11 protein-coding genes are annotated in these 13,092 nt (G+C 70.8%); all 11 read right to left on the reverse strand.

Annotated elements, in window-relative coordinates:
• Positions 1 to 6 precede the first annotated feature (6 nt).
• The gene (locus tag LV75_RS08945; RefSeq protein WP_253886438.1) at positions 7 to 3,012 is read right to left on the reverse strand and encodes a M56 family metallopeptidase; all 3,006 of its coding nucleotides are present in this window, start codon (positions 3,010 to 3,012) and stop codon (positions 7 to 9) included.
• 58 nt (positions 3,013 to 3,070) lie between these two features.
• Positions 3,071 to 3,508, reverse strand: coding sequence for a hypothetical protein (locus LV75_RS08950; protein WP_253886332.1), 438 nt, complete (start codon positions 3,506 to 3,508; stop codon positions 3,071 to 3,073).
• 387 nt (positions 3,509 to 3,895) lie between these two features.
• Complete coding sequence (locus LV75_RS08955) at positions 3,896 to 4,846, reverse strand: HtaA domain-containing protein (protein WP_253886333.1); 951 nt, start codon at positions 4,844 to 4,846, stop codon at positions 3,896 to 3,898.
• Positions 4,843 to 5,928 (reverse strand): hypothetical protein, encoded by a 1,086-nt coding sequence (locus LV75_RS08960; RefSeq protein WP_253886334.1) that lies wholly within the window; start codon positions 5,926 to 5,928, stop codon positions 4,843 to 4,845. Before LV75_RS08960 ends, LV75_RS08955 begins: the two co-directional genes overlap by 4 nt.
• Positions 5,916 to 6,704 (reverse strand): heme ABC transporter ATP-binding protein, encoded by a 789-nt coding sequence (locus tag LV75_RS08965; RefSeq protein WP_253886335.1) that lies wholly within the window; start codon positions 6,702 to 6,704, stop codon positions 5,916 to 5,918. The genes LV75_RS08960 and LV75_RS08965 overlap by 13 nt, the downstream gene beginning before the upstream one ends.
• Complete coding sequence (locus LV75_RS08970; protein WP_253886336.1) at positions 6,701 to 7,756, reverse strand: FecCD family ABC transporter permease; 1,056 nt, start codon at positions 7,754 to 7,756, stop codon at positions 6,701 to 6,703. The genes LV75_RS08965 and LV75_RS08970 overlap by 4 nt, the downstream gene beginning before the upstream one ends.
• Positions 7,753 to 8,814, reverse strand: coding sequence for a heme/hemin ABC transporter substrate-binding protein (locus LV75_RS08975; protein ID WP_253886337.1), 1,062 nt, complete (start codon positions 8,812 to 8,814; stop codon positions 7,753 to 7,755). The genes LV75_RS08970 and LV75_RS08975 overlap by 4 nt, the downstream gene beginning before the upstream one ends.
• Positions 8,814 to 9,800, reverse strand: a complete 987-nt coding sequence (locus LV75_RS08980) for a WxL protein peptidoglycan domain-containing protein (protein ID WP_253886338.1) — start codon at positions 9,798 to 9,800, stop codon at positions 8,814 to 8,816. The genes LV75_RS08975 and LV75_RS08980 overlap by 1 nt, the downstream gene beginning before the upstream one ends.
• Positions 9,801 to 9,915: 115 nt before the next feature.
• Positions 9,916 to 11,235 (reverse strand): hypothetical protein, encoded by a 1,320-nt coding sequence (locus tag LV75_RS08985; protein WP_253886339.1) that lies wholly within the window; start codon positions 11,233 to 11,235, stop codon positions 9,916 to 9,918.
• Between the two features lie 179 nt (positions 11,236 to 11,414).
• Positions 11,415 to 12,059: a biliverdin-producing heme oxygenase gene (locus tag LV75_RS08990; RefSeq protein WP_253886340.1), complete on the reverse strand. Its 645-nt coding sequence runs from the start codon at positions 12,057 to 12,059 to the stop codon at positions 11,415 to 11,417.
• Positions 12,060 to 12,279: 220 nt separating this feature from the next.
• Positions 12,280 to 13,074, reverse strand: a complete 795-nt coding sequence (locus LV75_RS08995; protein ID WP_253886341.1) for a tyrosine-protein phosphatase — start codon at positions 13,072 to 13,074, stop codon at positions 12,280 to 12,282.
• Positions 13,075 to 13,092 lie beyond the last annotated feature (18 nt).

Below are 13,092 nucleotides of genomic sequence, written 5' to 3' on the forward strand. Positions count from 1 at the left end.
GACCCGTCACGGCAACCGCGCCGTCGCCGTCGCGACCAGGCTGTCCATAAGGGACGGTTTGACGACCCGCTTCCCCATGTGGGAAACGACGCTGAGCGTGGTGCCCTTCAGGATCCAGACCTGGCGGCTGTGCAGCGTCAGATAGGGGCCGCGGTAGGTCACGTCGGCGACCCAGGGCACACCGCCAACGACGTCGGTGGTGACGTCCTGGACGATCGAGCCCGAAATCACGCGGTAGCGGTGGCAACGCGTGTAGTTGGCCTCGACCTCCCGCAACACCGCCGCGGCGTCGCCCGGGTACCGGTAGATGGTGTGGGTCAACCACGCCCCGTCTGGCAGGGTGAACTTCCGCGACACCTGGCTCTCCGTCGGGGGACCGATCGTCGCGCCGCACTCGGCGGGCTCCAGCTTGACCTCCGACGAGCCACCGCCACCGGTTGACGGCGGGTCCTCCTTGGACCCCGCGGGCAGGTCGGTGGCGGTGAGCAGCGACGGGCCCAATTCCACTGGCGGCGGCGCGGTGGTGGTCGTCGGGGCGGCACTGGTCGTCGGGGCGGTACTCGGCGCGGGGGTGGTACTCGGCATCGCGGCCTGGATGGAGCTCTCGCCGAAGGGGAGCAGGCGCAGCAGCGCCATGATCTCGGTGTTGGCGTCGGCGAACTCCTCGGTGACGGGTGTCGGGTCGCCGCCAGGGCTCGCGAACAGGCGGACGCACTCGTCGGCACCGCGCCGCTGCGCGTCCAGGATCGCGTCCCAGTGTCGCCGAGCCTCCGGCACCGGCGGGCCGGGGAACGCACGGGCCGCATCGACGTGGGCCAGGAGTTCTTGGCAGCGAACCACTTCCGCGCCGCGGTCGGTCGTCGTCATGCCGATGGCCGCCGCGTACTGGGCCCGTGTAGCGTTGTTGAGCAACGACAACCCACCCCCGTGCGTCCAGATCTCCAGCGCGGCTTGGGGATCGAGCACCGCGGCGGTCGGTTGCGGTGGCAGCAGGGCCACCGCGGGCGGTACGGCCACCGGGTGGTACACCAACGCGATCGCGGTCAGCACTACCACGGGCACCACCGCCACCCGCCGCACCGGCCGGGACATTGCCTTGCGCCGCAGGAGGAGCGCTGCCAGTACGGCCGCGGCGACCGCGGTGAACGGGAGCACCTGCATCGGCCGCCTGGCAAGGATCGCGTCGACCCCGCCCGCGGCACCGTGCGCGACCCAGATCGCCGCACATCCCGCGATACCGGTGAGCCACGCCGCTATCAACGCCGACGTGACCCCGGCGCGGCGCGCCACCAACGCCGCTCCCAACTGGACGATCGCGACCGCGACCAACTGCGCCGCGGTCAACGCCAGCGCGCCCTCGGGTGTGGTCTTACCCGTCCACGCGAGGACGGTGACAGCCGTTGCCGCGACGGCCATGCCCACCGCGCCGACAACGAACGTGGCCCGAGGCGGGCGCACCAGCACCGCGGGCACCAACCACACCAAGGTAAGGGCGATGGTGTTGCCGATCGGGTCCGTGTTGCTGATGAACGTGAGGAAGACCGCTTTCAGCACCGCCGCGTCGAACCCGCCACCCGCGAGCTCGCCGAGCCTGGCAGCGGCGGGACCCAGGTGCGTGTCCCACGACAGCGTGTACGCGTGCGCGGTTGGCAGCCACCCCAAGCAACCCCAACACACGACCAGGGTCGCGGCAGCGACAGCGGCACCCCGCACGCCACGGGCGCGCTCGCCCAACCGCAACGCGCACCACCCGGCCCAACCGCACAGCAGGACGGCGACGACCACACCCAGCGCCCGCAGCGCCAGGGAAAGCGGGGACACCTGCAGGTTCTGCGGATCGGCCAGGACCGTCGGCGCGAACAGGACGCCCACCGCCAGCCCGAGACCGATGCCGAGCCCCGGTTGGACGAAGACCCGGCGACGTTCCCCGCCCAAGCGCACGTATTCCGCACCGCGCCAGGCGGCCACGCACACGAGGGCGGCCGCGCCGAGCGACCACGCCCAGTCCTGGACCACCAGCCCGGGGGAGTCCGCGCGCAGCCACAGGAGTTGCAGCCCCAAGGACGCGGTGTTGGCGACGACCTGCCAGGTGAGGCCCCCGAGGAAGAACGGCCAGAACCCGGGGCGCAGCAACAGAACGGGGTTGGCCGTGATGGCCGCCCGTGCCGTGCGGCCGGGGTGGTTGCCGAACCGGGGCGTGGCCAGGTCCGGCAGCGATCGGAAGGGGTCCTGCGCCCCGGTCCAGTGCGCGACCAGAACGTCGGCGTGGTGTTCGCGGGCGCGCAGCACCGAGAGCCGGGCTATGTAAGCGAGGGCGATCAAGGCGGGGAACCACACCAGGTACGGCCAGTTCGGCTGCCCCAGCCGCACGAACGCGTCGCGCAGGATGCTGACCATGAACGGCAGGACGGCGACCAGCAGCACGGACCGCCAGATCGCGATCGTGGCGTAGGTGATCGGCACGTCCCGGTGCCGCAGGTGGGCCAGTTCGTGCAGCACGACGGCCTCGAAGGCGGGGCGGTCGCGGTCGTGCAGCAGCACCAGGCCGACGTCAAGGCAGACGATGGGCCTGCGGTGGGTGCCGAACGCGAGACCCCCCGCCTTGGTGCTGCGCGCGTCGAGCCGGAACTCGGGCATCGTGGCCAGCCCGGCCTTGCCGGTCAGCTCGGTGAGGGTCCCTTCAAGCCGGTCCCACAACGCGGGGACCTCGCGCAACAGCACGAGCCTGCCGCGTCGGATCCGCCAGGCGGGTTGGGCCACGTAGAACAGCCAGGCCACCAGGGCGAGCAGCAGGAGGCCGCCGCCGACCCAGAGCATCTGGGGCGCGCGGAGGCGGTAGATGCAGTCGTAGTACGTGCGCCACTTGCTCTCGTCGGGCTCGAGCACGATCATGGCGCCCGCGTAGAGGTCGCTGGTCACCTGGCAGCGCATCCTGGCCAGTCCTTGCCCGGAGGCGGCGAACGTGGCGAAGTGGTCCGCGACGTAGGTGGTGATCGCGAGCGCGAGCCCCACCAACGTCAAGAACCGGAACGTGGTCCCCGCCGGAACCCCAGCCCCAGCGGGCCGCCCCTCAGGCGGCGTCGTCACGGCCCAACTCAGCGATCACCGCATCGGCGATCCGCTCCGCGTCCTCCGCCGACCGGCCCAACTCCACCGCCCGCGCCACCACAACCCGCCGCACGTCGTCTGAGGCGCTCTCCTCTTGGCGGAAGATCTTGCGCACCAGCTTCGCGCTCCCCTTGACCAGCGATTCGCCTGCCTTGTCCACCAGGTGCTGGTACACCGAGGCCCCCACGGCCAACGCCACCGGCGTCACCATCGTCACCACGGTGCCGATCCCAGACCCGAGCACCGGCGCCCGCCCACCCCCGGCCAACACCCGATCGGGGTCGCGCAGGAACTCCCGCCCCACGACATCCACCACAACCGACTCATCCGGCGCGAGCTCGGCCACCACCCCCCGAGCCACCACCAGCACAAACTCGTCGAACCCCGGATCGCGACCCACTCGGCTCCCCCTTCGAGAACCCCGAAATTGTGGTGGACCCGAGCAACCCCGGTCATTCCACCGAAGCGGTGATCCTCGTTCCACTGATCATGGTTCTACACCGCTCACGGGCCCCGGGTTCCCGATTTGGGAAACAGTTGCCAGCCCACCAATAACAGTCGACCTCCGGCAACACCCGCCACTCCGCGTGCCCCACTCCACCTCAGCCTCCGTCAGATCCGCCCCAGCCCACCTGGCAAGCTACTTAGACACTCGGAGTCGCCGGTGCCGACCCGCCCCCGTCAGGTCCCGCCCCAACCACAAGCCAGCTCCTCCCTGGACGCGGCCCGTGCCCGGGTAGAGGAACTGGTCCGGTCCGAGAGCCACCAACCATGACCGCAGCGGACGTCAGGTCCGCCGACCCGGACGGTATGCGGCCAGTACCAAGGCCATACCGGCCAGCAGGAGAACAACGCCCGCCCACAGGCTGTGCTCGGTAGCGACGCCGGTGGATGCCAACCCCGGGGTGGGGCGGAAACGCGCGGTGGGGATGAGGTTCTCTGTGGGGGTGGCCGCCGGGGGGATGACCGGGTTGGCGGTGGGGGGTGTGGTTGGGGTTGTGGCGCAATCTGCGGCGAGAGTTAGGGCCACGGGGTCCATGGCAGCGCCTGCTTGGTAGAAACCCGCGAAGGCTTCGGCGCTGGTGAGAGTGGCGGGAGCTGCCTGCCAGGTCAGGAGTCCGTTGGTGGGGGTTGCCGCGGGTGGGGTCACTCGGGCTAGGTCTACGTCGGGGAGGTTGGTGGGTTGGGTGGGGGCGCCTGGGGTCGCTTTGAGTTCGATGTCGGCGTGCAGGATCGTGGTGCCGTTGGCTGTGGTCACCCAGGGATCGAATAGTAAGAGGGTGAAGAAGTGGGTGGGGTAGGCGAACGTCACGGTTCCGCGGTAGCGGGCGGTGAACTGGGTCGGGCTGGTGTAATCGGCTGAGTCGAAGGTGAAGCGGTAGGCGCCGGTGGGGATCCCGCTCGGGTTGGGGACTCCGTCGCGGACCACCTCGTCCAGGGCGGTGATCGTGGCGCCGTTGGTGGCGGTGATGGAGTTGCCGGTGGCGCCTGCCAGGCCGACACCCACGTACTGGCGGAAGCTCTTCTTGAAGCCCCAGATCAAGTCACCCTTGCGGGCGTTGGCGGGGGTCAGGTCGCAGCCCGGGGCGGTCGTGGTGGTGGTCTCAGCGGCGACCCTCTGGGACGGCACGGTTGTGACCGTCGTGGTCGGCGGGGGCGTGGTGGTCGTCGTGGTGGCGGTGGTTGTCGGGCCCTGGACCGCCAGCAGGATCAGGCCCGCGACTACGGGGATGCTCACGACTTGACCTTCTTTCGCTTACGCAGCAGCGCAATCACGACAACAACCAGCAGAACGGCGGCAGCGGCCACGGCGGCGGGCCACCACCCGATCCCGGACTCCGAGGCGGCGGGCTGAACCGGCGCCGTGGCGGCGGGGGCGGCCGGGGACACCGTCAGCGGGACGGAGCCAACCGCGCCTGACTTCGAGCCGGTGAACTCCAAGGTGTGGGCACCAGCGGGCACATCGGCAGGGATCACCGCGGTGTACGAGACCGCTCCGGCGGCATCCGCTCGCGCCGGGGCCAGGAACAGCGGATCCGATTTCAGCACCACATTCACTTGCTCATCAGCCGAGAACCCTGACCCAGTAACGGAAACCGTTCCTCCGGCCGCGACCGCACCAGAGGCCGCCGACACCGTGGCGGCGCGCACGGGCAGCGGCGCGGCGGTAGGAGGGGCGGGGTTGCCGGTCGGCGCCGCGGTTGGAGGCGCCGGTTGAGTCGCAGGCGGCTGACTGCCGGTGGGGGCGACGAAGCGGACCGGCGTGAACGTCTCGTTCGTCGGGTTGACGACACCATGAGCGCCGATGGTGATGATGCCGCAAGTCACCTTGGTGCAGTCGACCTCGGTAGTGCTGCCCGTGCGGTCGACGGCCTTGAACCGGGCACCGGGGATCACCATCCGCGCGCTCCACGAACCGTCGGCGGACACCACGCCACCGTTGGCGCTGTTGGCGGTGTCGCTGCCGGGAAAGGCAACGAACCGCTGGTACCCGTTGTTGTCCTTGGCTTCGCTGTCCTGCACATACCGGTACGTGGTCCCAGCGGCACCGCCCTTGCTGGGCTGCCACGACCCGTCAGCGATCCAGCCGAAGAGCACGTAGATCCCGCCGTGGGCCTTGGCGACAGACTGGAACCCGGTCCCGTGGACCTCGACCGGCGTCGCGTAGTCGGGGTCCGCTGTGGACACTGACAGGCTCACCCGAGCCGCTGCTGCCGCCGTACCCGGTAGCAACGCGCCCGCGACGAGCGCGGCAACGGCCACCCCGACCGCCCTGACCCCGACCCACTTGACCCCGACAAACCTGACTACGGAAGGCACTCTTCCTCCTCTCGATCGCGCACGGGCAGCACAACGGGAACGCCAGTGCGCGGGTGCGGGAAGACCTCAACAGGGTGCCGGTAGACGGCACTGAGCAGATCGGCGGTGCACACCTCGGCAGGTGGACCAACGGCGACGAGTTTGCCGCCGTCCAGCACCGCCACGCGATCGGCGTGCGCGGCGGCCAACCCGAGGTCGTGCAGGACAACAAGGACACCACCGCCGCTGCGCGCGTGTCGGTGGGCCAACGACAGCACCAGTTCCTGGTGTCGGACGTCCAGCGCGGCAGTTGGTTCGTCGAGCAGCACGGCCGGGGTGCGTTGCGCGAGAACGCGGGCGAGCGCGACGCGCGCCTGCTCCCCGCCCGACAACGTCGGGTACGCGCGATCGACGAGGTGCGCGACACCGGTGTCGCGCAGCGCAGTGGCGACAGCGATCTCGTCATCGTCATCGTCATCGGTGTCGCGCCACGGCGCGCGGCCCATCTCGACCACGGACCGGACGTCGAACGGGAAGGACACCGGGTTGTGTTGCGGCAGAACGGCTCTGCGCCGCGCCGCCTCCCGGGGGCGCCACCGCTCGACCGGTACGCCGTCAAGCAAAGCCCGCCCGCCCGCGAGCGGAAGGTCCCCGGCCAGGGCAGCCAGCAGGGTCGACTTGCCCGCGCCGTTCGGGCCGACGAGCACCAGCACCTCCCCCGCACGCAGCTCCAGCGACACCCCGTCGACCAGCAGCGCGCCGCTGAGCCGCACGGAGAGCTCCTCAGCGGTGATCACGCCCAACCACCCGCCTTGGTCCGGTTCCGGCGCAGCAGCCAGAAGAAGAACGGCCCGCCGATCAACGCGGTGACCATCCCGATCGGCAGGTCCGCATAGGTGACCACCGTGCGGGCCAACAGGTCGGCGGCGGCCAACAACACAGCGCCACCGAGCAGACTCGCGGGCACCAGCACCCGGTGTCCCGGCCCGACGACCATCCGCACCAGGTGCGGGACGACCAGGCCGACGAACGAGATGATCCCGGCGTAGGACACCGCGGCGGACACCCCGACGGCCACCGCGCAGATCACCACCAGCCGCAACCGCTCGACGTCGACGCCGAGGTGGCGAGCCTGCCGATCACCCAGCGCGAGCAGGTCGAGCCGCCGGGCCACGACGAGCGCGACGATGGCGGTGATCACCACGAGCGGCGCCGCGACCCACACGTAAGCCCATCGCGCACCGGCCACGGATCCCAACTGCCAGAACACGATCTGCTCACGCGCGGCCTGGTCGCCGATGAACATCAGCAGTGCCACGAACGCACCCGCGACCGCGTTGACGGCCACCCCGGTCAGGATCATCGAGACCGTGCCGGTCCTGCCGCTCGACCGGGACAGCGCGTACACGGCGAAGGTCGTGATGAGCCCGGCGGCGAACGCGGCACCCGGGGTGGTGAACGCACCCAGGAAGGTCCAACCGAACACAATGGACAGACACGCGCCAACCGCGGCGCCCGAGGAGACCCCGACCACGCCGGGCTCGGCGAGCGGGTTGCCGAAGGTGCCCTGCATGAGCGCTCCGCACACCCCGAGCACGGCGCCGACCAGCAACGACATCACCACGCGGGGGAAGCGCACCGCCCACAGCGCGCCCTCGGCGAACGGGTCGGCGAGCGGTTGCCCGAACACCGCGCGCACCACGTCCGACACCGGCAGCCCGTACTGCCCGGCGCCCGCGGAGACCACCGACACCACGACCAGCGCGGTCACCAGGACGGCGAAGAGGGCCACGACCTTGGTGCGCCCGCGCGCCCGCACGGGCGCGCCGACCATCGCTGCGGCGGTCATGGCGCGTACAGCGCTCTGGCGAGGCCGTCGAGGACGGCCGCCGTCCGCGGGCCGAAGCCGAGCACGACGGAGTCGGCCATGTCGATGAAGCGCCTGCGTTGCGCCGCCGGGGTTTGCGCCACCCCGGGCACGGTCAGCGCCCCGTCGACCCCGCCGACCGACTGCAGGCCGTTGGTCATCATCAGGATCACATCGGGTTTCGACTTGGCCAGCGCCTCAGGGTTGATCGGGCGCATGCCGTCGATCCCGGACTCGGTGGCGACGTCGACCGCACCGAGGGCCTGGATGAGGGAATCGGCACCGGACCCCTTGCCGAACAGGTAATAGACACCCGCTTGGCCACGCATGTAGAGGAACACCACCCTCGGCTTGCGGTCTTCCTCAGTCGGAGCGAGCCGCTTGATCTGCGCGATGGTGTCGGTGATCTCGTTCTCCATGCGGCGGCCCAACAACTCGCCCGCAGCCGGGACACCCAGCGCTTTGGCGACCGCGTGCACGATCGGGACGTTGGTCTCCATGGCGCGCTTGGGGTCGAGCACGACGACGGCGACACCCGCGTCGCGCAGCTGCAGGACCGCGTCCCACGGGCCGAGCGTGGTGTCGGTCAGCACGACCGTGGGCCGCAGGCGCAGGATCGCCTCGGCGTTGAGCTGGTGGCCGTTGACCGTGACCAGCGGGAGGTGTTGCGCGGCCGGGAAACCCGTCGAGATGTCCCGGCCGACCACCCGGTCGCCGAGGCCGAGGCCGAACACCGTCGCGGCGAGGGTGCCGGAGACGTCGAGCGCGAGGATGCGACTGACGTCGGTGACGGTGACCCGGGTGTCTTGGAAGTCGGTGAGGGTCACCGGGAGTTGGGGTGTCGGGGTGTCGACGGGCACGACGTCGTCCTGCGCGACCAGGGCCGTGGTCGGGCCCGAGTGGGTCCGGGGATCGGCCACCGGAGTCACCGCGGACAGCGGCGGGCGCTCGCCTGCCTTGGTGGGCCCGGCATTCCCGTGGCCGGGCGGGGCCGAGCACCCCGCGAGCGCGATCAGCGCGACGAGCAGTAGCGCCCGCATCAGGCTTCACGCTCCTGCAACGCCGCAGCCACAGCGGCCTTGATCCGCTGCTGTTCCCCCGCGGCACGCGCCTTTCCTCGGGCACGCCACGCGAGCAGCAAGCACACGACGAGTAGCAAGCACACCGCAGCCGCCCAGGGCAGCGCGAGCGCGCCCGCGGTGCCGGTCACCGCCGGGAGCGGCGCGCCACCGGGAACCGACGCGGTCACCGTGACATCGGCCGAGACCCTGCCCGCAGGTAACGCCCCGATGCTCAGCTTGCGGGTGACCCGCTCCCCCGGCAGCAACTCCGGCAGCGGTTCGACCGCCGCGTCACTGGCGAACCAGCCGAAGAGTCCCGCGATCCGCACGCTGTGGGTCGCGCTCAGCCTGGTGTTGCCGGTGTTGGCGATGGTGTAGCTGACGGTGGCCGTGCCCTTGCCCACCGGGTTCGGCGTTCCGTCGTACTCCACTTGCAGGCCCTGGACTTCAGCCTTCGGCGTGAGGGTGCCTGCGACGCGTAGGTGCATCCGGGCACCGAGGCGGCGGTCGACGGTGACACCGGACCCGGACTCCACGCGCAGCGAGGTGACCACGCCGCCGCTGTGGTCACCTGGGGTCGCGCTCGCGGGAACGCTGACGGTGAACGGCACCGCGACCGTCTGTCCGGCTTGGACGGTGATGGTCGGCGCGTCGAAGCGCACCCAGGCGCCCGCGTCGGTCGAGGTCTCGCCAGCGGGCCTGAGGTCGAGCTGGCCGGAGGAGGTGGTGAAGGCGTCGGCGGCGTACACGGCGAAAGTCAGCGCGCGCTGCTCGTGGTTGCTCACCAGCAGCGCGTCGGCCAACTCGGCGCCGGGCGCGACGGAGTAGGCGAAATTGGGCCGGTTCTGGCCCATAGCCGAGTCGGCGGGGCGCACGCCCCAGGTGACGTTCTGCGCCGCGGCCACCGCGGGCACACCCAGGACGAGCAGGACCGCGGCGACGACGGCGGCGAGGATGCGGTTCATGGTGGGGGATTCCAGTCCGAGCACGGGTGGGTGGGGACCCAGTCAGGGCGGAGCGGGGGCGGTCGTGGGCGCCACCTCGCGGCGGCGGCGCCCACGACCCGGGGATCAGCTGGGGTCAGCTGAGGGCGGTGAGGGTGAGCGTGGCGTCGTAGGTCCCCGAACCCACGCTCGCCGGGACCTTCAGCGTGAGGTCGGCGCCCAGCAGCACCGAGCCGGACGCGTGGTCGAGCGCCGCGCTGCCCAGCGTCGCGGGCTGCTTGAGGCCGGGGCCGCCGTCGAAGCCGGAGGCGACGGTCGCACCGGCGACGGCGCCGCCGGTGTTCTCGGTGGCCTTGGGGGCCCAGCCGAGGTACTTGCCGTCGAACGAGGTCGCACCGGCGGTGAAGTCGCTGACCTGCGCGGAGACCGACCACGTCGGGGCGCCCGCGCGGGTGTCGGTCACCCGGACCGGGTTGATCGAACCGGTGGCGAGGTAGTGGTCACCGGCCGCAGTAGCGGTGCCCAGGTTGACCAGTCCGTTGGTGCCGTCGATCGTCCAGACGAACTCGCCGGGCTCGACGACCGCGGGCACGGTCACGCGCACGTCCTGCTCCGTGGCCGAGGGCTCCGGGTCCGCGGTGGCGGTGTAGCCGATGTCGAAGGGCAGCGGCGCCTTGTAGTCTTGATTGCCGCCACAGCCGGTGGAGTAGAAATGCGGGCGGATCGAGGCGGGCACGGTGTTGACGAACTGCGGGGACCACGAGCCCCACCAACCGGTGCCGGACTCGCAGGTGCGCGTCTGCGCGGTGCCGCCGGTGACGTCGACCTGTACGCCCTGGTAGTCCGGCGCGACGCGGAAACCGTTGGCGGTCAAGCCGCTGAGCGAGCCCGCGTCGTAGGTGAGCAGCGTGAGCCGCCCGAAGTCCTGCGCCGGGGTGGGGTTGCCGGAGACGTCAACGCCCGCGCCGAGGCTGAACTCCACCGACACCGAGCCGGAACCGTTGGCGGCCACGGTCACGACCGGGTTCTTGTAGACCTCGTTGGGGGCGTTGAACTGCGCCGGGTAGGCGTTGACGGTGTAGCTGCCGGTGAACGACAGCTGGCCCGCGCCGGTGGCCGGGTCGACCGTGCCGGTGCCCGCGGTGAACTTGACCGCGTTGGGCGTCTTCTGCGGGGACGACACCGGCATCGACGTCGCCGGGACGGGCGCGACGGCGTACTGGGTCTGGGAACCGCCGGAGACCGAACCCTGGAGCAGGGTGGCGTTGCCGGTCGCGTCCTTCAGGTTCCACGGGCCGAAGACGCCGACCTGGGCGTAGCCGCTCAGGCCCCAGACGAACGTGGCGTCGGTGACGGTCGCGGTCGCCGCCGCCGCGGGCGTGGCGCCGAGGCCGGTGGCGGCGAGCACCGCCGCCACCCCCACGGCGACCGCCTTGGCCGCGAGTGGTCTTGCCATGTGCTGTTCCTCCTGCGTCGGACCGCGCGACCCCGAGCCCGGTCATAATTAGGTAAGGCTAACCTAACTACACGGTTCGGCGCTTGACAAGGGCGACGGCCGACACACTGTCCACAGAGGAGGTCCAGGTAGCCCGAAGCAGGGGTCCGTCGAGTGGACCCCTTGTCGGACAACGACTATCAGCAGTACACAGTGGCTAGATCGTCGAACACGGCGCGGTTGAGCCGGAAGGCCACATTGGCCTCCTGGACCAGCGCCTCCCGCTCCCCCGCCCGCCACGGCGCCCCGTCGAGCAGGCCCCGGTAGTGGTCGCGGAACGGCTTGGGCTTGGCGACCTGGTCGAAAACGTAGAAGCGGACGCCGTCGTCGGCGAGCCCGTAGGTCTCCTGCATCCGGCGCCGGATGACCTGGCCGCCGGAGAGGTCGCCGAGGTAGCGGGTGTAGTGGTGCGCGACGAAGGCGCCGCGGTCGGTGAAGCACACCTCGGTGAGGCGGTCCACATAGGACTGAGTGGCGGGCAGCGCGCGGACCTCATCGCGCCAGTGCGCGCCGATCAGGTACGCCAGGTCCTGCTCGAGCGCGGCCCGCCTGGCCAACCCGTCGATCACGAACCCGCCGACGACCGGGTCACCGCGCCACGACTCGGTCGCGTCCTCGAGGACCCCGTAGAAGAGGTAGCTCTGCGCCAGCAGCCCGGCGTACGCTTCGCGCCCGAGCGCGCCGCCCAGCAGGGCTTCGACGAACGCGGACCGCTCGGCCCGCTCGTGCTCGGCCCGGGTGCCGGTCCGCAGCCGAGCCGCGAAACCCTCGTCCACCGCAGTCATAGTCCACCATTCCGCTAAGGGTTGCCTAACCTAATTTAGGCCAGGTTGCGGAATGGGACCAGCGCGATTTTCCGGACCGGATGACCACGGAGAGTGTGCACCACCGCGCCCACCCCGGCATTGTGCCCGATGGCGGTACAACTTTCAACGACGACTGCGCGGCAGCTCGACGCGGCATTCGCCGTACCGGCGACACCCCACGCGGGCCACGACCGGTGACCTACCGTAGCCGCGGCTCGCCCGGGAGTTGCACCAGCAGGCGGTCGCGAAGGCGGGCAACGGTGTCCTCGGTGATGCCGACGCGGTTGGTCAGGTAGGCGCGGGGCGAGCCGTAGCGGGTGGTGAGGTCGGCGAGGACGAGTTCCATGACCTTCGCGGGCGCCCGGCCGTAGTAGGGCCAGCGCATGATCTTGTCGGGATGCGCGGTGCGCCAGTCGGCCAACAGGCGGTCGGTCGCGAGTTCGGTGAGCGCGAAGTCGTCGAGGACTTGGTCCTGGGTGACGTCGAGGAGGGTGAGGAGGAAGGCGGCTATGAGACCCGTGCGGTCCTTGCCCGAGGTGCAGTGAAAGACAACCGGCCCACGCGCGTCGGCGACGTGCTCGATGGCGCTGCGGATCTCGGTGGCACCGTCCTCGGTGACCTCAGCTGCGCGGTCGGCTAGGTAGCGCCAGGGGTCGATGTCGGGGCTGGTGGCGGCTTGGTCGTAAGGGCGGTGCTCGATGCTGAGGTTGACGTAGTCGAACCGCTCAACCTCAGGCACCGCCCCGTCGCGCTCGACCTCCCAGGGATAGCGCAGGTCGACGACGGAGCGGATCCCCAGCTCGAGGAACCGGCTCCAGTCCTCACCCCGCAACTTCCCCAACGTGTCGGCCCGGTAGACCGCCTGCCAGCGAACAGCTCCACCGTCCGCGGTGACGTAGCCGCCCAGGTCGCGAAAGTTCCGGAGCCGCTCGAACCGGATGTGCCGCTCGGGCACGGAACCCTGATTCCCCACTCCCCCAACACCTTCCGCCATGGATATCAGGGTATCGCG

Origin of the sequence: Actinokineospora diospyrosa (assembly GCF_024171925.1) — a bacterium.
Taxonomy (GTDB): Bacteria; Actinomycetota; Actinomycetes; order Mycobacteriales; family Pseudonocardiaceae; genus Actinokineospora; species Actinokineospora diospyrosa.

What these genes read in the sequence shown, in the direction of transcription:
- LV75_RS08990 (WP_253886340.1), bottom strand. Translation starts at nt 12,059, where the DNA reads ATGACTGCGGTGGACGAGGGTTTCGCGGCTCGGCTGCGGACCGGCACC.
- LV75_RS08970 (WP_253886336.1), bottom strand. Translation starts at nt 7,756, where the DNA reads ATGACCGCCGCAGCGATGGTCGGCGCGCCCGTGCGGGCGCGCGGGCGC.
- LV75_RS08975 (WP_253886337.1), bottom strand. Translation starts at nt 8,814, where the DNA reads ATGCGGGCGCTACTGCTCGTCGCGCTGATCGCGCTCGCGGGGTGCTCG.
- LV75_RS08995 (WP_253886341.1), bottom strand. Translation starts at nt 13,074, where the DNA reads ATGGCGGAAGGTGTTGGGGGAGTGGGGAATCAGGGTTCCGTGCCCGAG.
- LV75_RS08985 (WP_253886339.1), bottom strand. Translation starts at nt 11,235, where the DNA reads ATGGCAAGACCACTCGCGGCCAAGGCGGTCGCCGTGGGGGTGGCGGCG.
- LV75_RS08980 (WP_253886338.1), bottom strand. Translation starts at nt 9,800, where the DNA reads ATGAACCGCATCCTCGCCGCCGTCGTCGCCGCGGTCCTGCTCGTCCTG.